The organism is Paraburkholderia diazotrophica (assembly GCF_038900755.1).
In the GTDB taxonomy this organism is placed as follows: domain Bacteria; phylum Pseudomonadota; class Gammaproteobacteria; order Burkholderiales; family Burkholderiaceae; genus Paraburkholderia; species Paraburkholderia diazotrophica_A.
Genome location: NZ_JBBPEN010000002.1, coordinates 296227 through 321059 on the forward strand (window position 1 = coordinate 296227; position 24833 = coordinate 321059).

Genomic DNA, 24833 nt, shown 5'->3' on the forward strand with positions numbered 1-24833 from the left:
CGCGGGCACCCTGGACGCTATAATCCGGCGGTCGCTGAAAAGAAAGCCGCATGCGCCAGCGGCTGCCTCACGATCTGGCGCTGACCTCCAGCCGTCGCGGCGTCCATCGCGCCGCATTGCCTTCGCCTCATGCTCGCTCGCCTGTCCGATCTCGATCGCCGTGCCTTCTGTGATGGCATGCGCGCCTACTCGCCGACCTTGATGGCGATCTTCTCCTGGGGCCTCGTAACAGGCATCGCGATGAGCAAATCGGTGATGACGGTGCCGCAATCGCTCGGCATGTCGCTGCTGGTCTATGCGGGCTCGTCGCAACTGGCCGTGCTGCCGCTGATGCTCGCGAAGCTGCCCGTCTGGACCATTCTGCTGACGGCCGCGATGGTCAACACGCGTTTCGTTATCTTCAGCGCGGGTCTTGCGCCGCATTTTTCGTATCTGCCGCTGCACCGGCGGCTGCTCGTCGGCTATTTCAACGGCGACGTCATCTATCTGCTGTTCCAGAAGAAGGCCTTCGCGACGGGCTATGTACCCGGCAAGGAAGCTTATTTCTGGGGCATGGCCGTCTCCAGCTGGCTGTCGTGGCAGGTGTCGTCGATCGTCGGCATTCTGCTCGCGAGCCTCTTTCCCGATAACTGGGGCCTTTCGCTCGCGGGCACGCTCGCGCTGATTCCCGTGATGGTGTCGGCGATCTCGTCGCGCTCGACGCTCGCGGCCGTCAGCGTTGCGGGCATCGTCGCGCTGATCGCGTTCGACCTGCCGTACCGGCTCGCGCTGCCGCTCGCCGTCGTGATGGCGATCGTCGCCGGCGGCGCCGCCGATGCGATGGTCGAGCGCGCCGACTTGCGCCGCATCCGCAACAGCACGGAGAACCCACGATGACCACGCTGCAGATCTGGCTCGCGATCATCGGCATGACGTTTGTCACAGCGCTGACACGCGCGCTGTTTCTGATCGGGGGTGAGCGCACGGTTTTGCCCGAGCGCGCGCAACGGATGCTGCGCTACGCGCCCGCGGCGGCGCTCGCGGCCGTCGTCGTGCCGGACGTGCTGGTGACGGACAGCGGCGTGTCCGTCGCGCTGTCGAACCACGAGCTGTACGGCACGCTCGCGGGCCTCGCGTGGTTCCTCTGGCGGCGCACGATGCTGGGCACGATCGTCGTCGGGATGCTGGTGTTCACGGCGTTGCGGCTGATCTTCTGACGCGGCGCGCCGATGTTGCGGCGCAATAGCCTGTCGGGCCCCACTGGCGCCGCCAAATACCGGGATTCTCGCGCCACGGGTTAGATCGGCCTGTCGATCGGTTAAAATACCGGTCTCCCGGAACACGCGCGAAGCCGCCGGCACCGTTCGCGAGAGGCCGTTCGCGCAGCGTCCGCACCGCCTTCCAATCAACTCGCATACGAATCATGAAACAGGTATTGCGTCTCTCCGATCTGATCGCCGAAGGCAAGCTGTCCGGCAAACGCGTCTTCATCCGCGCCGACCTGAACGTGCCACAGGACGACGCCGGCAACATTACCGAAGACACCCGCATCCGCGCCTCCGTGCCCGCCATCAAGTCCGCGCTGGACGCCGGCGCGGCCGTCATGGTCACGTCGCACCTGGGCCGCCCGACGGAAGGCGACTTCAAGCCCGAAGACTCGCTCGCGCCCGTTGCGAAACGCCTGTCCGAACTGCTCGGCCGCGACGTGCCGCTCGTGTCGCAGTGGGTCGAGAACGGCGTGAACGTCGCGCCGGGCCACGTCGTGCTGCTCGAAAACTGCCGCGTGAACAAGGGCGAGAAGAAGGATTCCGACGAGCTCGCGCAGAAAATGGCGAAGCTCTGCGACGTCTACGTGAACGATGCGTTCGGCACCGCGCACCGCGCCGAAGCGACGACGCACGGCATCGCGAAGTACGCGCCTATCGCGTGCGCGGGCCCGCTGCTCGCGGCCGAGCTCGAAGCGCTCGGCAGGGCGCTCGGCTCGCCGAAGCGTCCGCTGGTGGCGATCGTCGCGGGCTCGAAGGTGTCGACCAAGCTGACCATCCTGAAGTCGCTGGCCGATAAAGTCGACCAGCTGATCGTCGGAGGCGGCATCGCGAACACGTTCATGCTCGCGGCCGGTCTGAAGATCGGCAAGTCGCTCGCCGAAGCCGATCTCGTCGACGAAGCGAAGGCGATCATCGAATCGGCGAAGGCGCGCGGCGCGTCGGTGCCGATTCCGAGCGACGTGGTTACGGCCAAAGAGTTTTCGCCGACGGCCAAGGCCGAAATCAAGAAGGTCGCCGATGTGCAAGACGACGACATGATCCTCGACATCGGACCGGAAACCGCAAAGACCCTCGCATCGCAGCTGGAAAGGGCGGGGACGATTGTCTGGAACGGCCCGGTCGGCGTGTTCGAGTTCGACCAGTTCGGCAACGGCACGAAGACGCTGGCTGAAGCGATCGCTGAGTCGTCCGCATACTCGATCGCCGGCGGCGGCGATACGCTCGCGGCCATCGCCAAGTACGGCATCCACGACAAGGTGAGCTATATCTCGACGGGCGGCGGCGCATTCCTCGAGTTCCTCGAGGGCAAGAAGCTGCCGGCTGTCGCCGTGCTGGAATCGCGGGCCTGATAATGGCGACGCGCTCCCCCAACAAGCCTCAGAAGACGCGCAACGCGTCGCGCACGGCAGCGGCAGGGGAGCGCGCAGCGCGCTCCGCGAAAGCGCTGCAACCCGAGGCCGCCGCGCAGGCGGCTTCGCAACCCTCCGGCAGCGCGCCAGCGGCACAGACCGCAGCCGTTGCCGCGGATCGCCCGGATCACTCAGATCGAGCAGAACAGAATACGGAACTGGCCATTGAAGCCGTCGCCGCTAACGCCGCGACGGACGCGCAAGCAGAGGCGGGTTCGAGTGCAACGGTGTCTCCCGCCTCGCACACCGAAGTCGACGATGAGTCTTTGCTCGCGGCCGATCAGCCGTCGCCGCGGGTTTATGTGCAGCTTAATGATTTCGCAGCAGTCCCCCACGATATGACGCCGGGCCTTCAAGGTTCGAAGGGAACGAACGGCGCACCACCCCATGTAGCACCTGTCGTTGCGCAGCCTCCGCATCCGACTCCTGACGTTCATCCCAGCGATCTCATCCAAACGAGGAGACTCATGCATCGCGCCACCAAGATTGTCGCAACCATCGGGCCGGCTTCCAGCACGCAGGAAATCCTGCAGCAAATGATCGAAGCGGGCGCCGACGTGGTGCGCCTCAACTTTTCCCACGGCACCGCTGACGATCACCGTCAGCGCGCGGAGTTCGTGCGCGCAGCGGCCCGGCAGGCGGGCCATGAAGTCGGCATCATGGCCGACCTGCAAGGTCCGAAAATCCGCGTCGGCAAATTCGAAAACGGCAAGACGACGCTCATCGCCGGCAACACCTTCATCCTCGACGCCGACTGCGAGCTCGGCAACGACGAGCGCGTCGGCCTCGACTACAAGGACCTGCCGCGCGACCTGAAAGCCGGCGACACGCTGCTCCTGAACGACGGCCTGATCGTGCTGAGCGTGCAGCGCGTGATCGGCAACGAGATTCACACCGTCGTGAAGATCGGCGGCGACCTGTCGAACAACAAGGGCATCAACCGCCAGGGCGGCGGCCTGACGGCGCCTGCGCTGACAGCGAAGGACATGGAGGATATCCGCACGGCGATGTCGCTGGGCGCGGACTACGTCGCCGTGTCGTTCCCGAAGAACGCGACGGACATGGAAATGGCGCGCCAGCTCGCGAACATCGCGGGCGCGCCGTACGGCATCAAGCCGAAGATGATCGCGAAGATCGAGCGCGCCGAGGCCATTCCGGCGCTGCAAGGCATTCTCGAAGCATCGGACGGTATCATGGTCGCGCGCGGCGATCTGGCCGTCGAAGTCGGCAACGCGGCCGTGCCCGCGCTGCAAAAGCGCATGATCAAAATGGCGCGCGAGGCGAACAAGTTCGTCATCACGGCCACGCAGATGATGGAATCGATGATCAATGCCCCCGTGCCGACGCGCGCCGAAGTCTCCGACGTCGCTAACGCGGTGCTGGACGGCACGGACGCGGTGATGCTGTCGGCGGAATCGGCGGCGGGCAAATACCCGGTGCAGACGATCGAAACGATGGCCGCGATCTGCGTCGAAGCCGAAAAGTCCGAGCACGTCGAACTGGACAAGGACTTCCTCGACCGAACCTTCACGCGCATCGACCAGTCGATTGCAATGGGCGCGCTCTTCACCGCGTATCACCTGGGCGCGAAAGCAATTGTCGCGCTGACGGAGTCGGGCTCGACGGCGCTGTGGATGTCGCGTCACTGGACGCACGTTCCTATCTTCGCGCTCACGCCGCGCGAGGGCAGCGAGCGCGCGATGCAGATCTACCGCAACGTGAACCCGCTGCATCTCGACACCAGCAGCGATCGCGACATCGCGCTCCAGCAGGCGCTCGAAGTGGTCGTCAGCAAGGGCTATGCGGCGCGCGGCGACATGGTCGTGTTGACGGTCGGCGAGCCGATGGGCCAGGCGGGCGGCACGAATACGCTGAAGATCGTCCGCGTCGGCGAGCCGGTCTGATTTCTGCCGGCACGCGATCGATCGCCGTCAGAGCGAAGAAACACGAGCCGTCGCGGATCCGTAAAGGAACCGTGACGGCGAGCCGAACGGCGCGCGTGAAGCAGAGCGCCGTGTCCCCGAAAGAGAGGCGGCGCACGCAGTTTGGGAAGGGTGCGCTCGGGACACGGTCTGCTTCACGATAAAATTGCACGAAATTGCATAAATAGATGCCGTCGGCACAGGATTCGTTTCAATCTAAGGAGTACATCAATGCCTCTCGTATCAATGCGTCAACTGCTGGACCACGCCGCCGAACACGGTTATGGCCTTCCGGCATTCAACGTAAACAATCTGGAGCAGGTGCAGGCGATCATGGCGGCGGCCGATCAGGTCAACGCGCCCGTGATCATGCAGGCATCGGCAGGCGCGCGTAAGTACGCCGGCGAGCCGTTCCTGCGCCATCTGATCGAAGCGGCCATCGAATCGTATCCGCACATTCCCGTCGTGATGCACCAGGACCACGGCCAGTCGCCGGCCGTCTGCATGGCCGCGATCCGCAGCGGCTTCACGAGCGTGATGATGGACGGCTCGCTCGAAGCCGACGGCAAGACGGTGGCGTCCTACGAGTACAACGTCGACGTGTCGCGCAAGGTCGTCGAAGCGGCGCACTCGATCGGCGTGACCGTGGAAGCGGAACTGGGCGTGCTCGGCTCACTCGAAACGATGAAGGGCGACAAGGAAGACGGCCACGGCGCGGAAGGCACGATGACGCGCGAACAGCTTCTGACCGACGTCGAGCAGGCAGCGGACTTCGTGAAGCTCACGCAGTGCGACGCACTGGCGATCGCGATCGGCACGTCGCATGGCGCGTACAAGTTCTCCAAGAAGCCGACGGGCGATATCCTGTCGATTCAGCGCATCAAGGAAATCCACCAGCGCATTCCGAACACGCACCTGGTGATGCACGGTTCGTCGTCGGTGCCGCAAGAGCTGCTCGCGGAAATCCGCGAATTCGGCGGCGACATGAAGGAAACGTACGGCGTGCCCGTCGAGGAAATCCAGGAAGGCATTAAGAACGGCGTGCGCAAGGTCAACATCGACACCGATCTGCGCCTTGCGATCACGGGCGCGATCCGCCGCTACATGGCCGAGAACCGTTCGAAGTTCGATCCGCGCGACTACCTGAAGCCGGCTCGCGAAGCCGCGAAGAAAGTCTGCGTGGACCGTTATCTGGCGTTCGGCTGCGAAGGCCAGGCGTCGAAGATCAAGCCCATCTCGCTGGACAAGATGGCTGAGAAGTACAAGGCGGGCGAGCTCGCGCAAGTCGTTCGCTAGGCGGTGGACGGGTGGGGTTCACCCCGCTCGAGCGCCGCACGAGCATCAGGCGCCTGGCCATCTGGCCAGGTTGTCGTCCGATCGCCGTTCCCGCATGATCCGGGGAACGGCGTTTCCCTTTTGTTCCGGGCCGTTTTTCAGCCCCATTTTAGTGAATCACGACGATGTCTACCCTTTACGAATCCACGCTTCGCTCGCTGCAGCTGCTCGGCCGCGGCAAAGTCCGCGACAACTACGCGGTGGGCAACGACCAGTTGCTGATTGTCACGACGGACCGTCTGTCCGCGTTCGACGTGGTGATGGGCGAGCCGATTCCGGGCAAGGGGCGCGTGCTGAACCAGATGGCCAACTTCTGGTTCGACAAGCTCAAGCACGTCGTGCCGAATCACTTGACGGGCGTTGCGCCGGAAACCGTCGTCGCGCCCGATGAAGTCGAGCAGGTGAAGGGCCGCGCGGTCGTCGTGAAGCGCCTCGAGCCGATTCTCGTCGAAGCCGTGGTGCGCGGCTATCTGGCGGGCAGCGGCTGGAAGGACTATCAGGCGACGGGCGCCGTGTGCGGCGTGACGCTGCCCGAAGGCTTGCAAAACGCGCAGAAGCTGCCGGAGCCGATCTTCACGCCGGCCGCGAAAGCCGAAATGGGCCACCACGACGAAAACATCACGTACGAAGAGATGGAGCGCCGTATCGGCACCGAACTCTCGGCGACGATACGCGACATTTCCATCCGCCTGTACAAGGAAGCCGCCGATTATGCAGCGACGCGCGGCATCATCATCGCGGATACGAAGTTCGAATTCGGTCTCGACGACAAAGGCCAGCTCTATCTGATGGACGAAGCGCTGACGGCCGATTCGTCGCGCTTCTGGCCGGCCGATCAATACCAGGTCGGCACGAACCCGCCGTCGTTCGACAAGCAGTTCGTGCGCGACTGGCTCGAAACGCAGCCGTGGAAGAAGGAGCCGCCCGCGCCGAAGCTGCCGGAAGAAGTCGTCGAGAAGACGGCGCAAAAGTATCAGGAAGCGCTCGAGCGCCTGACGGGCCAGAAGCTCGCCTGAGCGCCACGCACACGGAACAAGCAACATCATGAGTGAAGTTCAGACAGCACATACCCATGACGCACCGCTCGTCGGCGTGCTGATGGGTTCCAGCTCCGACTGGGAAGTCATGAAGAACGCGGTCGCCGTCTTGCAGGAATTCGGCGTGCCGTACGAAGCGAAGGTCGTCTCCGCGCACCGCATGCCGGACGAAATGTTCGCCTATGCTGAAAGCGCGCGCGAACGCGGCGTGCGGGCGATCATCGCGGGCGCCGGCGGCGCCGCGCATCTGCCGGGCATGCTGGCCGCGAAGACGACGGTGCCCGTGCTCGGCGTGCCCGTGGCCAGCAAGTATCTGAAGGGCATCGATTCGCTGCACTCGATCGTGCAGATGCCCAAAGGCGTGCCCGTCGCGACGTTCGCGATCGGCGAAGCAGGCGCGGCGAATGCGGCGCTGTTCGCGGTATCGATGTTGAGCGGCACGTCGCCGGAATATGCGGAGAAGCTCGCCGCCTTCCGCGTGCGCCAGAACGAAGCGGCTCACGCGATGACGCTGCCGCCGCTGTAAGCGCTCCTGATGCGCAGCGGCTAGCACCCGAAGAAGTTCAACGCAGTACAACGCTTTGACCGGCCGATCCCCACATCGGCCGCGACCGACCACCAAGATGAATCCAGATAACACTCCGGTATCACCGATTATGCCCGGCGCATGGCTCGGCATGGTGGGTGGCGGCCAGCTCGGCCGCATGTTCTGCTTTGCCGCGCAAGCGATGGGCTATCGCGTCGCCGTCCTCGATCCGGATGAAAACAGTCCGGCGGGCGCCGTCGCGGATCGTCATCTGCGCGCGGCCTATGACGACGAAGCGGCCCTCACCGAACTCGCGCGCCTGTGCGCGGCGGTGTCGACCGAGTTCGAGAACGTGCCGGCGGCAAGTCTCGATTTCCTCGCGCGCACGACGTTCGTGAGCCCTGCGGGGCGCTGCGTCGCCATCGCGCAGGACCGCATCGCGGAGAAGCGCTTCATCGCGTCGTCGGGCGTGCCCGTTGCGCCGCACGTCGTGATCGAATCATCGGACGCGCTTGCCGCGCTTGACGATGCCGCGCTCGAAGCCGTGTTGCCCGGCATCCTGAAGACGGCCCGGCTCGGCTACGACGGCAAAGGCCAGGTGCGCGTCGGCAATGCAGCTGAAGTGCGAGCGGCGCATGCGTCGCTGGGCGGCGTCGCTTGCGTGCTCGAAAAGCGCTTGCCGCTGAAGTTCGAAGTGTCGGCGCTGATCGCGCGCGGCACGAACGGCTCGTCGGCCGTCTATCCGCTTGCGCAGAACACGCATCGTCACGGCGTGCTGTCGCATACCATCGTGCCCGCGCCCGACGCCAACGCGACGCTCGTCGAACAGGCGCAACTGGCCGCGCTGCAGATCGCTGCCAAACTGGGTTATATCGGCGTGCTGTGCGTCGAGTTTTTCATTCTCGAAGACGGCACGCTGGTCGCGAACGAAATGGCGCCGCGTCCGCACAACTCCGGCCACTACACGGTCGATGCCTGCGCGACGAGCCAGTTCGAGCAGCAGGTGCGCGCAATGACGGGCATGCCGCTCGGCGACACGCGCCAGCATTCGCCCGCCGTCATGCTGAACATCCTCGGCGACGTGTGGTTCCCGGTCAACGCGAAGGGCGAAAGGCCGAGCGCAGCCGTCACGCCGCCGTGGCACGAAGTTGCGGCGATGCCGGAAGCGCGTCTGCATCTGTATGGGAAGGAAGATGCGCGTCCCGGCCGCAAGATGGGCCACGTGAACTTCACGGCCGCGACGCTAGAACATGCACGCACGGCGGCCCGCGACTGCGCGCGCCTGCTGCATATCCCCACCAGCTGAGCGTAGCCGTCATGCCGGATCAAACGAAACCTGCCGACACGGCGTCGCGCATCGGCGCCGATGAAATCGCGTACTCAGCGGCGCTGCTCGATGCGGGACAACTCGTAGCGTTTCCCACGGAGACGGTCTATGGGCTGGGCGGCGATGCGGAAAGTCCCGACGCCATCGCGCGCATCTACGCGGCGAAGGGCAGGCCGACGAATCATCCCGTCATCGTTCACCTCGCGCCGAACGGCGACCCGAATTACTGGGTCGAGCAACTGCCGTCCGATGCGCAGCGTCTGATCGATGCGTTGTGGCCAGGGCCGCTTACGCTGATTCTCAAGCGCGCCGCGCATATTCCGGCAGCTGTGAGCGGCGGCCAGGACTCGGTCGGGCTGCGCTGTCCGTCGCATCCTGTCGCGCAGGCGTTGCTCGAAGCATTCAGCGCGCTGCGCAACGGACATGGCGGCGTGGCCGCGCCGTCCGCGAACCGTTTCGGGCATGTCAGTCCGACGACGGCGCAGCATGTGCGCGAAGAGTTCGGCGATAGGATTCATGTGCTCGATGGCGGGTCGTCGGATGTGGGTATCGAATCGACGATCATCGACCTGTCGCGCGGTTTTCCCGCGCTGCTGCGCCCGGGTCACGTCACGCCGCAAGACATCGCCGACGTGCTCGGCGAGATGCCGCGTTTGCCGGATGGAACGGATGCGAGCGCGCCGCGCGCATCGGGCACGCTGAAGGCGCACTATGCGCCCCGCACGCCGCTCGCATTGCTGCCGTTCGACGTGCTCGAACCGATGCTCGTCGCGCGCGTGCCTGACGAGCGCGTCGCGCTGGTCGCGCGTGCGTCGCGCGCGGGACGCTGGGCCGAGGCCCAAGGCGTGCATTTCGTCGCCGCGCCGGAAGATCCGCATCTCTATGCGCGCGATCTGTATGGTTTGCTGCGTGCGCTGGATCGCGCGAACGTGTCGCGCATCCTGATCGAGAAGTTGCCCGATACGATCGAGTGGATCGCTGTCAATGACCGGCTCGGCAGAGCGGCGGCCGCGTTCGAGGCGCACGAGTCCTGACGGCTCGGCGGTTCGTCTTCGGCGCTTCGCGAGCAATGCCGGGAGCGAACGCGCAAACAAAGTCAACGCGCAAAAACAAAAAGCCCGACTCGCAAGGAGCCGGGCTTTTTCGTATCGAACCAAGCGGGATACGCGGGAGGCCGTCAGCGGGAGACGTGCTCCCGCCAGGCGCCGGATGTCCGCTTACTTGCCCAGACCCGTCGCTGCGATCTGCTGTTCGACAAACGTGGCAAACGCGGCATATGCGTGCGTCGTCGGATGGAGCGTATCGGCGAAGACGTACGACTGGTCCGCGCCCGCGACGGTCAGCGTCTGCGGCGAGCAGAACAGCGACGAGCCGAATTGCTGGCCGTACTGCTGCGCCGTCATGCCGCCGACCAGCACCGACGGATTCGCCGTCGCATAGGCCGTAGCGTTCTGTTCCATCTGCGTGAGGTTGCAGGCCGTGCCGGTCGCGTTGGTGAATCCTTGCGACTGGTAGCTGCCGAGCAACTGATGCAGCCAGTTGAACGAACTGACCTTGATCACCTTCGTGTCGATTCCGGCCGTCGCCAGGCCATTTGCGACCAGCGCGTTGTATGCGGACACGATGCCCGTGATCAGCGCGGGCAGTTGCGGCGCGTTGTTTGCTGCGGCTTCGGCCGTCGCAAGCGGCGTCAGGCCGATGTCCGGCACATCGATCACGACGACGTGCGTCGCGCCGTTCGACAGCGTGGTGCCGACGAGGCCCACGAAGCCCTGGATCGCTGGCTGAAGCTGCGTTCCAACCGCCGTCGCGATGATCAGTTGCTGTTGCTGTACCGATGTGGCCGTCGCGAGCTGCGTCTGGAGGTTGGTCATGAACTGCGTGTTCTGCAGCAGCTGCAAGATGTCGTTTGCGCCGCCGTTGATCAGCACGAGCTGGTTCGAGTTGAAGCTGCCGTGATCCGTCAGGTATTGCTTGACCTGTGACGCGACGGGCACGGTCGTGGCCGCCATGTTGTTGGGCGCGAAGCCGATGCCGGCCGGGTTCACCACATCGGAGCCGCCCTGCGCGTAACCGAAGCCGCCGTTGGCTTTCAGCGGCTGGCCGAACCCGCCGACCCAGGCGGGCGTCAACGTATCGCCGTAATATTCGGCGACCTTCTGCGTCCACACCTCACCGGGGTTCGTCGTGAAGCGCCCGCCGCCGAAGTTCGCGGCGATCACGGGCGTGTATGTACCGGCGTCCGACAGACTGTCCCCGAACGACACCACCTGCAGCTTGACCCCACCCGCCGGCGTGCTGCTCGCGTTGTTATTGTTGTTGTCACTGCCGCCGCACGCGACGAGCGTCGCGAATGCTGCGCACGCGACCGCGATCCGTGCCAGGCGCACGATGCCAGTGTTGTTCGATGCTTGCTTCATAAGGTCTTTATCTCCTCGTATGTATTTGGCCTCGAGCGATCCGTCTCTTGAGCCATCTGATGCAGGCTGTGACCAACGTCGTGTGGACGTGGCGACGGCTTTGCAAAAACTTTTCCCTGTCATTCGATTCGAGGCGGCCACACGGGCGCGTTCGTGTTCTGCTGCGTGTGTCCTGCCGTGTCAAAAGCGCTTTGGCCGCCGCGAAGGCTCGCGTGATACCGCGCAGCCCACGCAGGCGGCGCGAACAGCGCGTTCAACCGGTTGCGCCAGCCGCGCACGCGCGCGACATCGCGCGCCATCGACGTCCATTCGTGAAACGTCGCCTTCAACGGGTTATACGTGCGCAGCGGCTCGACGATACCGTACGTGGGCGCCTCGTTGGCGTCCTCGTCGACGTAGCTGCCGAACAGCCGGTCCCAGATCACGAGCACGCCCGCGTAGTTGCGATCGATGTAGCGGTCGTTGCGCGCGTGATGGACGCGATGGATCGACGGTGTATTCAGCACGTATTCGAGCCAGCCGAGCTTGCCGATCGCCTGCGTATGCACGAAGAACTGAAACGCCAGATTGATCAGCACGATGCCGACGATCTGCTTCGGCGGAAAGCCGAGCAACGCGAGCGGAATCCAGAAGAGCCACATGCCCGCGACGGGATACATGAGGCTCTGCCGGAACGCCGTCGAGAAGTTCATCCGCTCCGACGAGTGATGCACGACATGCGCAGCCCACAGCCAGCGCACGCGATGGCTGCAGCGATGGAACGCGTAGTAGAGCAGGTCCTGCGCGACGAACAGCACGGCGAACGACAGCCAGCCCGCGTGCCAGTCGAACAGACGGTAATGCCCGTAGCACCACGTATAGACGGGAATGACGAATAGCCAGGCGAGCTTGTCGGCGCCTTGATGCATCAGCGCGAGCGCTGTGTTGGACAACGTGTCGCGCCAGCTGTAGATGCGCGCTTCGGGATGCGTGCGCCGCACGTGCCACGCTTCCCAGCCGATGCACGCGAGAAAGACCGGCGCCATGGCGAGCAGGAGCAATTCGGCATCGAATTGCATTGACGTCTCCCTCCGAGGGTCCCTGCGGCCTCCTTCAGGAGGCCGGCATTGTCTTTATTGTTCGAATGCGGCGTCGTTGGACGAGCGGCGCGCATCATGTGCGGCTTGCGCGATGGTGCTTCGTTGCCCACGCCATTTTCATACTGCCCGACAGCGTACAACGCCTCGCGACGCGCCGCGCATCGCTTCGCTAGAAGGAATCCTCAGTGCGCGCCGCGCCGCTGAGGGTTTGTCCTGGTCTTTCGATGCGGCGCTGCGCTGCGCTCGGCAGCGACGGGCGCAGCCGTCTCAGCGAGCATCGCCGAAGGCCCCTGGTACACCCATTCGAGCAGCTCGTCATGCGCGGCGCGCGCCGCTTCCGCATGTGGATCGTTGATCAGGCTCACGACCACATAGCTCTCGCCATCGGCGGACGCAACGTAGCCCGCGATCGCGCGCACGTCGCGCAGCGTGCCCGTCTTGATGTGCGCATTGCCGTTGACGGGCTTCGACGTCAGACGGTTGCGCATCGTGCCGTCCACGCCGACCACGGGCAGTGAATCGACGAACACCTGCGCGACGGGACTCGCGTTCGCGCTTTGCAGCAGATCGGCGAGCGCGAGCGCCGTGACGTGCTCGTCGCGCGAGAGACCCGAGCCGTTGTCGAGCGACAGGTATTCCATCGGCATCGCGCTGCGATGCAGGAACGACTCGATGGCCGCCGCCGATTTCGCGGGCGTCGCGGGCGGCTTGTTCGTGACGGCGCCGATCGTCAGGAACAGATTGCGCGCCATCGTGTTGTTGCTGAACTTGTTGATGTCGTGAACGATGTCCGACAGCACCGGGCCCTGGTGCGTCGCGACGAGCTTCGCATCGATGGGCACGGCGCCTTCGCGCGTCGTGCCATTGAACGTGCCGCCCGTCTGCTGCCACAGCGCGAGGAAGCCGCCCGCGAAGAACGTCGTGTGATCGAGCACGGCCACGTTGACCGTACGCTCGCCACAGCGCAGCGGATAGTCGCCGACGAACGAAGCATTGACGACGCCATTCGATGCAGGCGTGACGGCCGGCGTCACGAGGTCGCCGCGACAGGGGCCGCGCGTCGCGTGCAGTTCGTTGTCGATCTGCAATTGCGCGAGCGCGGGCAGCACGTCGATCTGTACCTTGCCGTCGTCGTTCGGCGACATCGTGAACGAGAGCGACTTGAACGCATACAGCAGCGGATCGGGGCCGACGTTGTACGGCGCGTTCACGTCGTCGTCGAAGGCGGGCAGATCGCGCGTCGACGGATCGAAGAAGCGCTTGTCGAGCACGAGCGCGCCGTCGATACCCGTGATGCCCGCCTTGTGGATCTTCTGGACGAGATCGATCAGCTCTTCGGGCACGAGCTTCGGATCGCCCGTGCCCTGGATGTACAGATTGCCGTGCAGCACGCCGTTGCCGTCGACGTCGCCTTGCGCATAGGCCGTGGTTTTCCAGCGGTAGTCGGGGCCGAGCATCGACAGGCCCGCGTAGGTCGTGACGAGCTTCATCGTCGACGCGGGCATCATCGGCTGGCCGGCGTTCAGCGCGAGGACGGGCGTGCGGTCGCCGACCTTCTCGACGACGACGCTGATCGACGACAGCGGCACATGCGCGCGCTGCAAGCCCGCCATGACGGGCGCGGGCAACACCGTGCTGACGTTGACGGAGGGATGCTGCACTTTCTTGCGCGCTTGCGCGGGCGCGGCGACGGCGAGCGCGGAACAGGCGAACAGCGCGACGGCGGCGCGCGAGACCGTCAACGATCTGAAACGGCGCCCGAGCGAACGGGCATACGACGAAGCAGGTGAAACGAAGGCGAGCGGCATGTAGAAGAATTCGGCGAATGATCGGCAGCGCAAGTCGGTGTCCAGGCACACTCGCGGACGACGCAAAAGCAGCGCGGCAAGCACCATGACACGCAGCCTGGAACCAACGGCCCGGAAAGGCAAATGCAAGCACCGGCAAGCGGAAGAGACCGCACGCGCGATGCAAAAGCGCTCATTGTAGAGAGTTGCCGTGACGCCGAGAACAAAATGATGAGGCGCGCGCAGTGCGGTTCGGAGTGTGCCGCGTACCGCGCGCCACGCCGTGTTCGGCGGCGCATCGCGATGACATGCAGCGTGCATGCATCGGGTATCCGCTCAGCGCTCGGGCGCTAGAATGCTGGCATCGGAAAACCATCCCGGAATGCAACGGCCGGAACTGCCGGCACGGATACAAAGCGATGCGCATACTTCTCGTTGAAGACGACCGGATGATCGCCGAAGGCGTCCGCAAGGCGCTGCGCGGCGAAGGCTTCGCGGTCGACTGGGTGCAGGACGGCGAGTCCGCGTTGAGCGCGGCGGCGGGCGAGCCCTATGATCTCGTGCTGCTCGATCTCGGCTTGCCCAAGCGCGACGGCCTCGATGTGTTGCGCACGCTGCGCTCGCGCGGCCATCAGCTGCCGGTGCTGATCGTCACCGCGCGCGATGCCGTCGCGGACCGCGTCAAGGGACTCGACGCGGGCGCCGACGATTATCTCGTCAAGCCGTTCGATCTCGATGAACTCGGCGCGCGGATGCGCGCGCTGATTCGCCGTCAGTCGGGACGCAGCGAATCGACGATCCGCCACGGCAATCTGACGCTCGACCCCGCGTCGCATCAGGTGACGCTCGACGGCGCGCCCGTCGCGCTGTCCGCGCGCGAGTTCGCGCTGCTGGCGGCGCTGCTCGCGCGGCCGGGCGCCGTGCTGTCGAAGAGCCAGCTCGAAGAAAAAATGTACGGCTGGGGCGAAGAAATCGGCAGCAATACCGTCGAGGTCTATATCCACGCGCTGCGCAAGAAGCTCGGCGCGGAGCTGATACGCAACGTGCGCGGTCTCGGCTACATGATCGCGAAGGAAGCCTGACACGATGCGTTCGATTCGCCGTCAATTGCTGTTCTGGCTGCTTGCTATCGTGTTGCTCGGCGTCGGCATTGCGGGCTGGCTGATTTACCGTCAGGCGCTCGCCGAAGCCAACGAACTGTTCGATTACCAGTTGCAGGAAATCGCCGCCGCGCTGCCGGCCGAGCCGTTCTCGCAAGTGCTCAGCTCGCGCGATACGGGCGACGAGGGCATCGTGCTGCAAATCTGGAATCGCAACGGCGTGCTGATGTACTACTCGCATCCGCGCGCGCCGCTCGCGCCGCGCGCCGAGCTCGGCTTTTCGACCGAGCGCACCGAGCGCGGCGACTGGCGCGTGTACGGCGCAATCGTCGGCGATAACGTCGTGCAGCTCGCGCAGCCGGTGTCGGTGCGCAACCGGCTCGCGGCGAACGTCGCGTTGCGCACGCTGTGGCCGCTGATCGTTCTGCTGCCGCTGCTCGGCGTGGCCGTGTGGGGTGTCGTCGGGCGTGGGCTTGCGCCTTTGCGGCGCGTCACGGGCGCGCTCGACGCGCGCCACCCGGAAGCGCTCGACCCGCTGCCGGACTCTCGTCTGCCGCTCGAAGTGCAGCCGCTCGTGCGCGCGTTGAACGGCCTGCTCGAACGGCTGGCGGGCGCGCTCGATACGCAAAAGGCTTTCGTCGCGGATGCCGCGCACGAGTTACGCACGCCGCTTGCCGCCGTGCAGATTCAGGCGCAACTGGTGGCGCGCGCGCACGACGAGACGGAACGCCGCGAAGCGCTCGACGATCTGCAGACGGGCGTCACGCGCGCGACGCGTCTTGCCGAGCAACTGCTCGCGCTCGCGCGCTCCGAGCCGGACGGACACGCGGCGACGGCCACCGTCGATCTCGACGCGCTGGTCCACGAATGCGTGACGGCCTATCTGCCGCTCGCGCAGGAACGCCGCGTCGACCTCGGCATCGAGGCGAGCGAGCCGGCCACCGTCCCCGGCGATGCCGAAGCGCTGCGTGTGATGCTCAACAACCTGATCGACAACGCAACCAAATACACGCCGTGCGGCGGGCGCGTCGATGTGTGTCTGCGCGTCGATAACGACAGGCCCGTCGTGCAGATCGCCGACAGCGGCCCCGGCATTCCGCGCGACGAGCGGGAGCGCGTGTTCGACCGTTTCTATCGCGTCGGCGCGGGCGTGAATCGCGCGCGCACGGATGTGTCGGGCAGCGGTCTGGGGCTCGCGATCGTGCGGCGCATCGCGCTTCAGCATCATGCGTCCGTCGCGCTCGACGATGCGCCCGCCGGTGGACTGCAAGTCACCATTCGCTTTTGAGCCTGCCGCACGCGCAAGGCTTTCATCGCGTTAGCGTTATTTAAGATTGATTTAAGCGACGCCACGTACTCTTCGAGACATCAGAGTCCAATCTCTCCCAGTCAGGAGTACGCGATGAAAGCAAGAATGCTGACCCGTAGCGCCGTTGCAGCGGCTGTCGTTATCGCCTTGTCGGCGGGCTACGTGGCGGGCCACCGCAACGTGCCCGCTCCGCAGGTGATCTCGCCCGCGCAGGCCGCCGCGATGATGCCCGCCGAGGCTGCGGCGAAAACGGGCATTCCCGATTTTTCGGGCCTCGTCGAAACGTATGGTCCCGCCGTCGTCAACATCAGCGCGAAGCACGTCGTGAAGCAGGCGTCGATGCGCGGCAACGGTAATGGCAACGGCCAGTTGCCCATCGATCCGAGCGACCCGTTCTACCAGTTCTACCGCCACTTCTTCGGCCAGATGCCGGGCATGCAAGGCCCGAACGGTGGCGGCGACGACGGCGGCGATCAGCCGAGCGCGAGCCTCGGTTCCGGCTTTATCGTCAGCAGCGACGGGTACGTGCTGACGAATGCACACGTCGTCGACGGCGCGAACGTCGTCACCGTGAAGCTCACCGACAAGCGCGAGTTCAAGGCGAAAGTAGTCGGCTCGGACAAGCAGTCGGACGTGGCAGTCCTTAAGATCGACGCGAAAGACCTGCCGACCGTGAAGATCGGCGACCCGCGCGCAAGCAAGGTCGGCCAGTGGGTCGTCGCGATCGGCTCGCCGTATGGCTTCGACAACACGGTGACGTCGGGCATCATCAGCGCGAAGTCGCGCTCGTTGCCGAACGAGAATTACACGCCTTTCATCCAGACCGACGTGCCTGTGAATCCGGGTAACTCGGGCGGGCCGCTCTTCAACCTGCAAGGCGAAGTGATCGGCATCAACTCGATGATCTATTCGCAGACGGGCGGCTTCCAGGGCCTTTCGTTCGCTATCCCGATCAACGAGGCGATCAAGGTCAAGGACGATCTCGTGAAGACGGGTCATGTGAGCCGTGGACGTCTCGGCGTCGCCGTGCAGAGCATGAACCAGACGCTCGCCGATTCCTTTGGCATGAAGAAGCCGCAAGGCGCGCTCGTCAGCTCCGTCGATCCGGGCGGTCCCGCCGCAAAGGCGGGCTTGCAGCCGGGCGACGTGATCCTGTCGGTGAACGACACGGACGTCACGGATTCGTCGGATCTGCCGTCGCAAATCGCCGGCCTCAAGCCGGGCACGCAAGCTGATATCAAGGTATGGCGAGACAAGTCGACGAAGGACCTGAAGGTGACGATCGGCTCGTTGTCGGATGCGAAGGTTGCGTCGAACGACGAAAGCGGTCCGGCGCAGATGCAAGGGCGTCTCGGCGTCGCCGTGCGTCCGCTGACGCCGCAGGAGAAGAGCAGCGCGTCTGTATCGCACGGCTTGCTGGTGCAGAATGCGGGCGGCGCGGCGGCCAGCGCGGGCATCCAGCCGGGCGACGTGATTCTCGCTGTCAACGGACGCCCCGTGTCGAACGTCGATCAGCTGAAGCAGGCGGTGACTGCGGCGGGCAACAGCCTCGCGCTGCTGATCCAGCGCGACAACGCGCAGATCTTCGTGCCCGTCGATCTCGGCTGATGACCGGCTGACGATCGGCTAATGCTGGACTGCCGATCGGCTGTGACCGGTAAAAGCTGCCGCTCCTGGAAAAAGGGCGGCAGCTTTTTTCACGGGCGCGCGCAATGCGTGCCCGCGGGACGAGCCATATCTACGGTGTTGCAAGGCGGTGGCGGGAATGGCGAACGAACGGGCATACAGATTGCGTGCGTCTGCTCGTCAGGACTGTTTGGGATCGCCCAAAAAGGAGCCACGCAATGACTCATCGTCGTATCGTCGCACGCGCCATGACGGCCGCGGCCGCGACAGTTCTCACGCTCGGTCTCGCGGGCGGCGCCTTTGGGCAGCAGGCGAGCGAAGTGACGGGCGGCACCACCACGGACAACACGAGCGCGGGCAACGTCAACGGCGGCGGCCTGCCGCAGGTGCAGCAGCAGGGCGACGTGTCGTACACGTCGGGCGGCGTCGGTCTCGACGAATCGAAGGCGCTGCTCGCGGCCCAAAGCCAGTGGCCGTTGTCGCTGCGCTTCACGGGCCCCGGCTCCGACTACCTGGCGGACGTCAAGGTGAAGATCGTCGATGCGCATAGCGCCGACGTGCTCGACGTGACGTCGCGCGGACCGTACATGCTGGTCCGGCTGCGTCCCGGCCGCTACACCGTGCACGCTTCCTACAAGGATCGCGACCAGTCGAAGGCCGTCACGGTGCCGGCGAGCGGCACGGCCAAGGCGGGGTTCTACTTCGCCACGCAGTAAGCGGGCCGTAATCGCCCGCGAAGCTCGTCGGGAATGAGGCGGGCGGTCTGCGGGTTGTGTGACGCGCGGCCCCAAGCATGCCCGAACGTTCGCCGGAGACTGCGCCGAACGCCCTTTCCGCGCGCAGCGTGGGCGCGGCGCAACAGGTGCGCGTCGGCAATCGCGTCTGCAATCGGTAGAGACCCCATCCCGCCAACGAAGGTCGCGCAATCCCGCTGCGTTTGGTCAATAATGAAGCCACGAACACGCTCGTGGCTTCGTCGTATCGAAGCCGGCGCGGCGTGGCCGAGGGAGACGCGCACCGCAGAATCACAACGAGGCGGGGCGTGCCGCGCGTGCCGGGCTGACCCCTTCAGCCGGGCGGCCAGGCGGACAGGACAAGCATGTGCCATCAGCGGAGCGGACGACATGAACGATGCCCCAGCTAGCGGAAGCGCCGACGGCGCTGACGGCGCCGATGCCGTTCGAGGCGGCCCTCCCGGCGATGCGTCCGGTGGTGCGCCAGCGCACGGCGGGCACGGGCAGGCGCCTCATACGATCCGTATTACGACGAACCGGCACCGGGTGCGCGTGATCCATCAGGGCGTGACATTCGCGGATACGTCCGGCGCGCTCACGCTGAGCGAAACCGGCTATCCCGACGTGTTTTATTTTCCCCGCGCCGACGTGAACATGGCGCGGCTCGAACGGTCGAGTCATACGTCGCGCTGCCCGTTCAAGGGTGAAGCGTCGTACTTTCATCTTCGTACCGAAGACGAGGTCATCGAAAACGCAGTCTGGAGTTATGAAAGCCCGTTAGAAGAGGTCAAGCAGATCGCGGGCTATCTGGCGTTTTACGCATCGCGCGTCGACCGCATCGATCAGACGTCCTGATCCCGCAGTCGCGTGTATTTCGGGGAGGCTGCCATGGAATTGAACGACGCGTTGAGGGTGCCGCTCGCGCCGTCCGAAGTCTGGGACGCGCTGCAGGATCTCGCGTTGTTGCGCGCGAGTCTCGACAACTGCGAGTCGCTGCGCCGGCTCCAGGGCGGCGAATATCTGCTGACGATGACCGTGCCGCTCGGACCCTTGCGCGCGCATTACCAGATTCGCGCGCATGTCGCGAACGAGGACGGCCCGGATAGCGACAAGCCGCACCGCACGCTGAATTTCAAGGCGCGCGCGGAAGGCGTCGGCTCGTTGCGCGGACAGATCGACGTATCGCTGCGCACCGACGATGCGCTTCATTTGCCGGGACGCGGCCCAAGCACGCGCATCGACTATTCGGTGTGGGCGACGGCGACCGGGCCGCTTTCGGAACTGCCCGCGCGTCAGATCGAAAATGCGCTGCACGAACTCGCCGACGATTTCTTCACCGAGTTCTGCGCTGTCGTTCAGGCGAAGCACGGCAAAGGCCCGAATCGCGCGACGGCCACGCAGGGGCGCCGCCAGCATGTGTTTCTGCGGCCGATCAGCCTGAGCGGCGTCGCGCGCCGCGCGCGGCTGCACGACCAGCAGCACGGCGGCACGCTGACGGGCCGCGCCGCGCATTCGCTGCTGCACGGCTTGCATCACGAGCACGATCCGCATGTGCTGCCCAACTGGGCATGGGCCGCGATGATTTTCTTCGTCGCGCTGCTGCTCTATATCGCGCGGTACTTCACGCAGGGCTGACGGTCTCCAATTGCTGTTGGCCCGGCGGCGAATCGCGGGCCGCTTCCGCCGCGCATCACACGCCGCGAAACTCCCGCCGCCATGCGGACGGCGATGTCCTGAACGCGTCGGTGAAATGCTGACGCAGCGACGCCGTCGAACCGAACCCCGCCATCCCCGCAATCGATTCGATCGACGCGTCGGTGCTCTCGAGCAACTGCTGCGCGCGGGCGAGCCGTTGCGCGAGCAGCCACGCGCCGACGGTCGTGCCCGTCGCGGCCTTGAAGTGACGCGTGAACGTGCGGCGGCTCATCGCCGCGCGGCCGGCGAGCGAATCCAGCGTATGCGGCATGTCGAGCGCGCCGTTCACCCAGTCGAGCAGCGCGGCGAGACGATTGCCGCGCACGTCGCGCGGCATCGGCTGCTGCACATATTGCGCCTGTCCGCCCTGTCGATGCGGCGGCACGACGAGGCGCCGCGCGACATAGTTCGCGCTCTGCGCGCCGCACAGCTTGCGCACGACGTGCAGGCAGCAGTCGAGCCCCGCCGCCGTGCCCGCCGACGTGAGGATGTCGCCGTCGTCGACATACAGCACTTGCGGATCGACTTTCACCTCCGGGAAGCGGCGCGCGAAGTCGCTGGCCCACGCCCAGTGCGTCGTCGCGGGACGCCCGTCGAGCAGGCCCGCGGCGGCGAGCACGAACGCGCCGAGGCACAGGCCGACCAGTTGCGTGCCGCGCGCGTGAGCGGCGCGCAATGCGTCGAGCAGCGCTTCTGGCGGATCTTCGTGCGGATCGCGCCAGGTGGGCACGATGATCGTATCGGCATCGGCGAGCGCTTCGAGGCCATGCGTCGCGGCGATCGAGAAACCGGCTGTCGTCGACAGCAGGCCAGGCTCGATCGAGCAGACGCGAAAATCGAAAGCGGGCACGCCGCCGTCGCTGCGGTCCTCGCCGAACACGACACAAGGCACGGACAGATGGAACGGGCTGATGCCGTCGAACGCGATCGCGGCGATCACATGCCTGCGCGGCTTTTTCGCCGTGGCGTTGCGAGTGGCCGTCCTGACGCGTCGAGGCGCGCGGACGGGAGCGTGGGGAACAGCTGAACGGGAAGCATGGCGGGCCATTCGCGGCCTCCGGAGCGCAAATGCGAATGGCCCAATGCTAGCGAAAATTGTCATTCGGGTCACTGTCGCGCGGCGGCGGGAAAGCGAAGAATGCGGACATCGCGGCTGCAACCGCCAGCCGCTCAACGCCACCTCGAGGAGACCTGCCATGTCGACCCCCCGTCGCGCCCTGATCGTCATCGACGTCCAGAACGAATACGTCACGGGCGATCTGCCGATCGAATACCCCGACGTGCAGACGTCGCTCGCGAACATCGGCCGCGCAATCGACGCGGCGCGCGCCGCGCACATTCCCGTTGTCGTCGTGCAGAACCTCACGCCGCCCGGCGCGCCGGTCTTCGCGCGCGGCAGCGACGGCGCGGCGCTTCACTCTGTAGTGGCGTCGCGGGAGCGCGATCACTTCATCGAGAAAGCGCTGCCGAGCGCGTTCACGAACACGGACCTCGCCGGCTGGCTCGCCGCGCGCGACATCGACACGTTGACGGTGGTCGGCTACATGACGCACAACTGCGACGCATCGACGATCAATCACGCGCTGCACATGGGACTGGCCATCGAGTTTCTGCACGATGCGACGGGCTCGGTGCCGTACGAGAACAGCGCGGGCTTTGCGAGCGCCGAGGAGATTCATCGCGTGTTCAGCGTCGTGTTGCAGTCGCGCTTCGCGGCGGTGGCGAGCACGCAGCAGTGGATTGCGGCCGTGGAGTCGGGCGGCCAGCTCGAGCGCGGTTCGATCTATGTGTCGAATCAGAAGGCGCGCGCGAGGACGGCGGTCTGAACGAAGTCGAAGTGAATGTGAGCCGGTCGGCAGCGCCTGAGCCGGCTTTTTCGCGGCCGGTCAGGAGCGGTCTCAGTCGCCGGCGCAAATGGAGCGTTTGCGGCGCCCGTCGCTCAGGCACCTGCCCTCACGCGCCCAGCCGCAACGCCGGACTGCGCAGCGCGTCAATCATGCTTTCGACCATCTGCCGCGCGTGGTGGCCGAAGTCCAGCGCTTCGGGCACGAACAGCATGTCGCGCAGCGAGCCGCTGATGAACGCATGCACCATCGACGCGGCGACGGGCACGTTCATGTCTACCGGCAACTGTCCTTTGGAGATCGCATTGCGCATCGCCACCTGCATGTTGGCGAGACCCTCGCGCATGTTGTTCTGATAGCGCGCCATCACGGGGCCCATTTCCTCGACGAACTCGCACTTGTGAAACAGAATCTCGAACACGCGGCGGCGGTGCGGGTCGTTGGCCGTGTCGCGCAGACACACGGTGCAGATATCGATCAGGCGGCCGAGCGGATCGGCTTCGTTCGGGTCCACCGAGGCCGCCTTGAGTTCATCGAGCGGCAGCAGCACGCGGTCGAACATGACCGTGAAGAGTTCACCCTTGTTGGCGAAGTGCCAGTAGATCGCGCCGCGCGTGACGCCCGCCGTCTGCGCGATGTCGGCCAGCGAAGTGCGCGAGACCCCTTTCTCAAAAAAGACCTTTTCTGCGGCATCGAGGATGCGGGTGCGCGTCTCCTGCGCTTCTTCCTTGGTTCGACGGACCATGCGTGTGACCTGCGGTGATTACGGGGTTTCCCTGACGTTTTTAAACGTGTGTGATAAAGATCATTTCCCATGCAGGTTATTGCCTGGTCGATCTTTCGGGAGAACGCTTTTTTTCGGGCTGAACGCTCTTTTACGTGCATTCATGAATGTATATATAATAGCACCCCATCGATCGGATAGCTCATGTCGGAGTGAACGGTTAATATCCGTCACTGTTGCCTTTTACGGGTGCCTTGCGCTGTCTCAATTAATTGGGCGGTGCGGTGCTGCATTTCCGGCTTCGCGCATTTCGCAATGGGTGCATCCGCAGGAACGCATTCGTGAGCGTCCGGTCATGGCGTCGTCGTCGAGACGCCGATGTGCGCAGCCTTCTCCGAAGAGAGATGCACGCACTTTTTCCTTCTCAGTCTTTGACAGAGGTCGCTCCATGCGCGTCGAACGGGTTCCATTCCGCTTACTCACTGCCGCGACGGCTGCCGTAATGCTGGCAGCGTGCGGACAAAAACAATCAGCACCTCCGCCACAAACTCCTGAAGTCGGTGTCGTCACGGTTCAGCCGCAGTCCGTGCCTGTCGTCACCGAGCTGCCGGGCCGCACCAGTGCGTTCCTCGTTGCGCAGGTGCGCGCGCGGGTCGACGGCATCGTGCTGCGCCGGGAATTCACGGAAGGCACGCAGGTCAAGGCCGGCCAGCGTCTGTACAAGATAGATCCGGCGCCGTTCATCGCGTCACTGAACAACGCGAAGGCATCGCTCGCGAAGGCGCAGGCGAATCTCGCGTCGACGACCGCGCAGGCGAACCGCTACAAGGTGCTCGTCGCTGCCAACGCCGTGTCGAAGCAGGATTACGACAACGCCGTGGCCGCCGAAGGCCAGGCCGCCGCCGATGTCGCGGCAGGCAAGGCCGCCGTCGACACCGCGCAGATCAACCTGGGCTATACGGATGTCGTTTCGCCCGTGACAGGTCAGGTCGGCATCTCGCAGGTGACACCGGGCGCGTATGTGCAGGCAAGCCAGGCGACGCTGATGTCGACCGTGCAGCAACTGGACCCCGTCTACGTCGACGTGACGCAATCGAGCCTCGCGGGCCTGAAGCTGCGTCGCGAAATCCAGCAGGGCCGTCTGAAGACCAGCGGTCCCAATGCCGCCAAGGTCGAACTGATTCTCGAAGACGGCCGTGTGTATTCGGAGAAGGGCAAGCTGCAGTTCACCGACGTGACCGTCGATCAGACCACCGGCTCGGTGACGATCCGCGCAATTTTCCCGAACAAGGATCACGTGCTGCTGCCGGGCATGTTCGTGCGCGCGCGCATCGAAGAGGGCATGAACGACAACGCGCTGCTTGTCCCGCAAGTGGGCGTCACGCACGACCAGAAGGGCCAGCCGACGGCGCTCGTGCTCGACAAGGACGACAAGGTCCAGTTGCGCGTGTTGCAGACTTCGGCGACATATGGCCAGTACTGGGTGGTCGATAGTGGCCTGAATGCGGGTGACCGCGTGATCGTGCAAGGCACCGACAAGGTCCGTCCGGGCGCACAGGCGAAGGGCGTGCCGGCGCAACTGCCGCCCGCATCCTCTGCGTCGGACGCGGCAGCCGCGGGCACGCAGAACTCGCCGGCTCCGGGCGGCGCGCAGGCAGCCAGCGGCGCGGCTGCGGCCTCCGCTGCATCGGGCGCGTAATCAAAGGGAGCCT

At 65.2% G+C, this 24833-nt stretch carries 22 protein-coding genes; 17 read left to right on the forward strand and 5 right to left on the reverse strand.

Features of this window, described 5'->3' with window-relative positions:
* Positions 1 to 129 precede the first annotated feature (129 nt).
* The 9 genes from AABE10_RS06635 to AABE10_RS06675 all read left to right on the forward strand — a co-directional run bounded on the left by AABE10_RS06635 (position 130) and on the right by AABE10_RS06675 (position 9837).
* A complete protein-coding gene (locus tag AABE10_RS06635; protein WP_342932498.1) occupies positions 130 to 876 on the forward strand; it encodes an AzlC family ABC transporter permease in 747 nt (248 codons plus the stop codon).
* The gene (locus tag AABE10_RS06640) at positions 873 to 1196 is read left to right on the forward strand and encodes an AzlD domain-containing protein (protein ID WP_087738778.1); all 324 of its coding nucleotides are present in this window, start codon (positions 873 to 875) and stop codon (positions 1194 to 1196) included. The genes AABE10_RS06635 and AABE10_RS06640 overlap by 4 nt, the downstream gene beginning before the upstream one ends.
* A gap of 206 nt (positions 1197 to 1402) precedes the next feature.
* Positions 1403 to 2596: a phosphoglycerate kinase gene (locus AABE10_RS06645; protein WP_342932499.1), complete on the forward strand. Its 1194-nt coding sequence runs from the start codon at positions 1403 to 1405 to the stop codon at positions 2594 to 2596.
* A gap of 527 nt (positions 2597 to 3123) precedes the next feature.
* Positions 3124 to 4560, forward strand: coding sequence for a pyruvate kinase (pyk, locus tag AABE10_RS06650; protein ID WP_342932500.1), 1437 nt, complete (start codon positions 3124 to 3126; stop codon positions 4558 to 4560).
* Positions 4561 to 4809: 249 nt separating this feature from the next.
* Complete coding sequence (gene fba / locus AABE10_RS06655; protein WP_152755506.1) at positions 4810 to 5874, forward strand: class II fructose-bisphosphate aldolase; 1065 nt, start codon at positions 4810 to 4812, stop codon at positions 5872 to 5874.
* A 164-nt stretch (positions 5875 to 6038) separates the two neighbouring features.
* Positions 6039 to 6929: a phosphoribosylaminoimidazolesuccinocarboxamide synthase gene (locus AABE10_RS06660; protein ID WP_342932501.1), complete on the forward strand. Its 891-nt coding sequence runs from the start codon at positions 6039 to 6041 to the stop codon at positions 6927 to 6929.
* A gap of 28 nt (positions 6930 to 6957) precedes the next feature.
* On the forward strand, positions 6958 to 7476 hold the full coding sequence (gene purE / locus AABE10_RS06665; RefSeq protein ID WP_342932502.1) for a 5-(carboxyamino)imidazole ribonucleotide mutase: 519 nt from the start codon (positions 6958 to 6960) through the stop codon (positions 7474 to 7476).
* A gap of 97 nt (positions 7477 to 7573) precedes the next feature.
* Positions 7574 to 8782: a 5-(carboxyamino)imidazole ribonucleotide synthase gene (locus AABE10_RS06670; protein WP_342932503.1), complete on the forward strand. Its 1209-nt coding sequence runs from the start codon at positions 7574 to 7576 to the stop codon at positions 8780 to 8782.
* A gap of 11 nt (positions 8783 to 8793) precedes the next feature.
* Positions 8794 to 9837: an L-threonylcarbamoyladenylate synthase gene (locus AABE10_RS06675; protein WP_342932504.1), complete on the forward strand. Its 1044-nt coding sequence runs from the start codon at positions 8794 to 8796 to the stop codon at positions 9835 to 9837.
* A 183-nt stretch (positions 9838 to 10020) separates the two neighbouring features.
* Here AABE10_RS06675 and AABE10_RS06680 read toward each other — a convergent pair whose 3' ends face one another.
* The 3 genes from AABE10_RS06680 to dacB form a co-directional block, all read right to left on the reverse strand.
* Positions 10021 to 11223, reverse strand: coding sequence for an SGNH/GDSL hydrolase family protein (locus AABE10_RS06680; protein ID WP_342932505.1), 1203 nt, complete (start codon positions 11221 to 11223; stop codon positions 10021 to 10023).
* Between the two features lie 119 nt (positions 11224 to 11342).
* Positions 11343 to 12281 carry a sterol desaturase family protein gene (locus AABE10_RS06685; RefSeq protein WP_342932506.1) on the reverse strand — a complete coding sequence of 313 codons (939 nt, stop codon included), beginning with the start codon at positions 12279 to 12281 and terminating at the stop codon, positions 11343 to 11345.
* Between the two features lie 203 nt (positions 12282 to 12484).
* Positions 12485 to 14110: a D-alanyl-D-alanine carboxypeptidase/D-alanyl-D-alanine endopeptidase gene (dacB, locus tag AABE10_RS06690; protein WP_342933081.1), complete on the reverse strand. Its 1626-nt coding sequence runs from the start codon at positions 14108 to 14110 to the stop codon at positions 12485 to 12487.
* A 398-nt stretch (positions 14111 to 14508) separates the two neighbouring features.
* Between dacB and AABE10_RS06695 the strand changes: the two genes are divergently transcribed.
* The 6 genes from AABE10_RS06695 (at position 14509) to AABE10_RS06720 (ending at position 20493) form a co-directional block, all read left to right on the forward strand.
* A complete protein-coding gene (locus AABE10_RS06695; protein WP_152755514.1) occupies positions 14509 to 15171 on the forward strand; it encodes a response regulator in 663 nt (220 codons plus the stop codon).
* A gap of 4 nt (positions 15172 to 15175) precedes the next feature.
* On the forward strand, positions 15176 to 16477 hold the full coding sequence (locus AABE10_RS06700; protein WP_342932507.1) for an ATP-binding protein: 1302 nt from the start codon (positions 15176 to 15178) through the stop codon (positions 16475 to 16477).
* Positions 16478 to 16591: 114 nt separating this feature from the next.
* Positions 16592 to 18106 (forward strand): DegQ family serine endoprotease, encoded by a 1515-nt coding sequence (locus tag AABE10_RS06705; RefSeq protein WP_342932508.1) that lies wholly within the window; start codon positions 16592 to 16594, stop codon positions 18104 to 18106.
* Between the two features lie 236 nt (positions 18107 to 18342).
* Complete coding sequence (locus tag AABE10_RS06710; RefSeq protein WP_342932509.1) at positions 18343 to 18840, forward strand: carboxypeptidase regulatory-like domain-containing protein; 498 nt, start codon at positions 18343 to 18345, stop codon at positions 18838 to 18840.
* Positions 18841 to 19248: 408 nt separating this feature from the next.
* Positions 19249 to 19713: a DUF427 domain-containing protein gene (locus AABE10_RS06715; RefSeq protein WP_342932510.1), complete on the forward strand. Its 465-nt coding sequence runs from the start codon at positions 19249 to 19251 to the stop codon at positions 19711 to 19713.
* A gap of 33 nt (positions 19714 to 19746) precedes the next feature.
* Positions 19747 to 20493, forward strand: a complete 747-nt coding sequence (locus AABE10_RS06720) for a CoxG family protein (protein WP_342932511.1) — start codon at positions 19747 to 19749, stop codon at positions 20491 to 20493.
* Positions 20494 to 20548: 55 nt separating this feature from the next.
* Here the strand turns inward: AABE10_RS06720 and AABE10_RS06725 are convergent, their stop codons facing one another.
* Positions 20549 to 21601, reverse strand: coding sequence for a helix-turn-helix domain-containing protein (locus AABE10_RS06725; RefSeq protein ID WP_342932512.1), 1053 nt, complete (start codon positions 21599 to 21601; stop codon positions 20549 to 20551).
* A gap of 148 nt (positions 21602 to 21749) precedes the next feature.
* On the opposite strand from AABE10_RS06725, the gene AABE10_RS06730 reads away from it, so the two are divergent.
* A complete protein-coding gene (locus AABE10_RS06730; RefSeq protein WP_342932513.1) occupies positions 21750 to 22379 on the forward strand; it encodes a cysteine hydrolase family protein in 630 nt (209 codons plus the stop codon).
* Between the two features lie 127 nt (positions 22380 to 22506).
* On the opposite strand, the gene AABE10_RS06735 is transcribed toward AABE10_RS06730, so the two are convergent.
* Positions 22507 to 23142, reverse strand: a complete 636-nt coding sequence (locus AABE10_RS06735; protein ID WP_342932514.1) for a TetR family transcriptional regulator — start codon at positions 23140 to 23142, stop codon at positions 22507 to 22509.
* Positions 23143 to 23569: 427 nt separating this feature from the next.
* Here AABE10_RS06735 and AABE10_RS06740 point away from each other — a divergent pair, with 427 nt between their 5' ends.
* Positions 23570 to 24820: an efflux RND transporter periplasmic adaptor subunit gene (locus AABE10_RS06740; RefSeq protein WP_342932515.1), complete on the forward strand. Its 1251-nt coding sequence runs from the start codon at positions 23570 to 23572 to the stop codon at positions 24818 to 24820.
* Positions 24821 to 24833: the final 13 nt, after the last annotated feature.

Coding starts and splice junctions, on each gene's coding strand:
- AABE10_RS06670 (WP_342932503.1), top strand. CDS start 7,574: ATGAATCCAGATAACACTCCGGTATCACCGATTATGCCCGGCGCATGG.
- fba (WP_152755506.1), top strand. CDS start 4,810: ATGCCTCTCGTATCAATGCGTCAACTGCTGGACCACGCCGCCGAACAC.
- AABE10_RS06675 (WP_342932504.1), top strand. CDS start 8,794: ATGCCGGATCAAACGAAACCTGCCGACACGGCGTCGCGCATCGGCGCC.
- AABE10_RS06710 (WP_342932509.1), top strand. CDS start 18,343: ATGACTCATCGTCGTATCGTCGCACGCGCCATGACGGCCGCGGCCGCG.
- pyk (WP_342932500.1), top strand. CDS start 3,124: ATGCATCGCGCCACCAAGATTGTCGCAACCATCGGGCCGGCTTCCAGC.
- AABE10_RS06645 (WP_342932499.1), top strand. CDS start 1,403: ATGAAACAGGTATTGCGTCTCTCCGATCTGATCGCCGAAGGCAAGCTG.
- AABE10_RS06720 (WP_342932511.1), top strand. CDS start 19,747: ATGGAATTGAACGACGCGTTGAGGGTGCCGCTCGCGCCGTCCGAAGTC.
- purE (WP_342932502.1), top strand. CDS start 6,958: ATGAGTGAAGTTCAGACAGCACATACCCATGACGCACCGCTCGTCGGC.
- AABE10_RS06715 (WP_342932510.1), top strand. CDS start 19,249: ATGAACGATGCCCCAGCTAGCGGAAGCGCCGACGGCGCTGACGGCGCC.
- AABE10_RS06680 (WP_342932505.1), bottom strand. CDS start 11,223: ATGAAGCAAGCATCGAACAACACTGGCATCGTGCGCCTGGCACGGATC.
- AABE10_RS06635 (WP_342932498.1), top strand. CDS start 130: ATGCTCGCTCGCCTGTCCGATCTCGATCGCCGTGCCTTCTGTGATGGC.
- AABE10_RS06705 (WP_342932508.1), top strand. CDS start 16,592: ATGAAAGCAAGAATGCTGACCCGTAGCGCCGTTGCAGCGGCTGTCGTT.
- AABE10_RS06700 (WP_342932507.1), top strand. CDS start 15,176: ATGCGTTCGATTCGCCGTCAATTGCTGTTCTGGCTGCTTGCTATCGTG.
- AABE10_RS06740 (WP_342932515.1), top strand. CDS start 23,570: ATGCGCGTCGAACGGGTTCCATTCCGCTTACTCACTGCCGCGACGGCT.
- AABE10_RS06725 (WP_342932512.1), bottom strand. CDS start 21,601: ATGGCCCGCCATGCTTCCCGTTCAGCTGTTCCCCACGCTCCCGTCCGC.
- AABE10_RS06640 (WP_087738778.1), top strand. CDS start 873: ATGACCACGCTGCAGATCTGGCTCGCGATCATCGGCATGACGTTTGTC.
- AABE10_RS06735 (WP_342932514.1), bottom strand. CDS start 23,142: ATGGTCCGTCGAACCAAGGAAGAAGCGCAGGAGACGCGCACCCGCATC.
- AABE10_RS06685 (WP_342932506.1), bottom strand. CDS start 12,281: ATGCAATTCGATGCCGAATTGCTCCTGCTCGCCATGGCGCCGGTCTTT.
- dacB (WP_342933081.1), bottom strand. CDS start 14,110: ATGCCGCTCGCCTTCGTTTCACCTGCTTCGTCGTATGCCCGTTCGCTC.
- AABE10_RS06730 (WP_342932513.1), top strand. CDS start 21,750: ATGTCGACCCCCCGTCGCGCCCTGATCGTCATCGACGTCCAGAACGAA.
- AABE10_RS06695 (WP_152755514.1), top strand. CDS start 14,509: ATGCGCATACTTCTCGTTGAAGACGACCGGATGATCGCCGAAGGCGTC.
- AABE10_RS06660 (WP_342932501.1), top strand. CDS start 6,039: ATGTCTACCCTTTACGAATCCACGCTTCGCTCGCTGCAGCTGCTCGGC.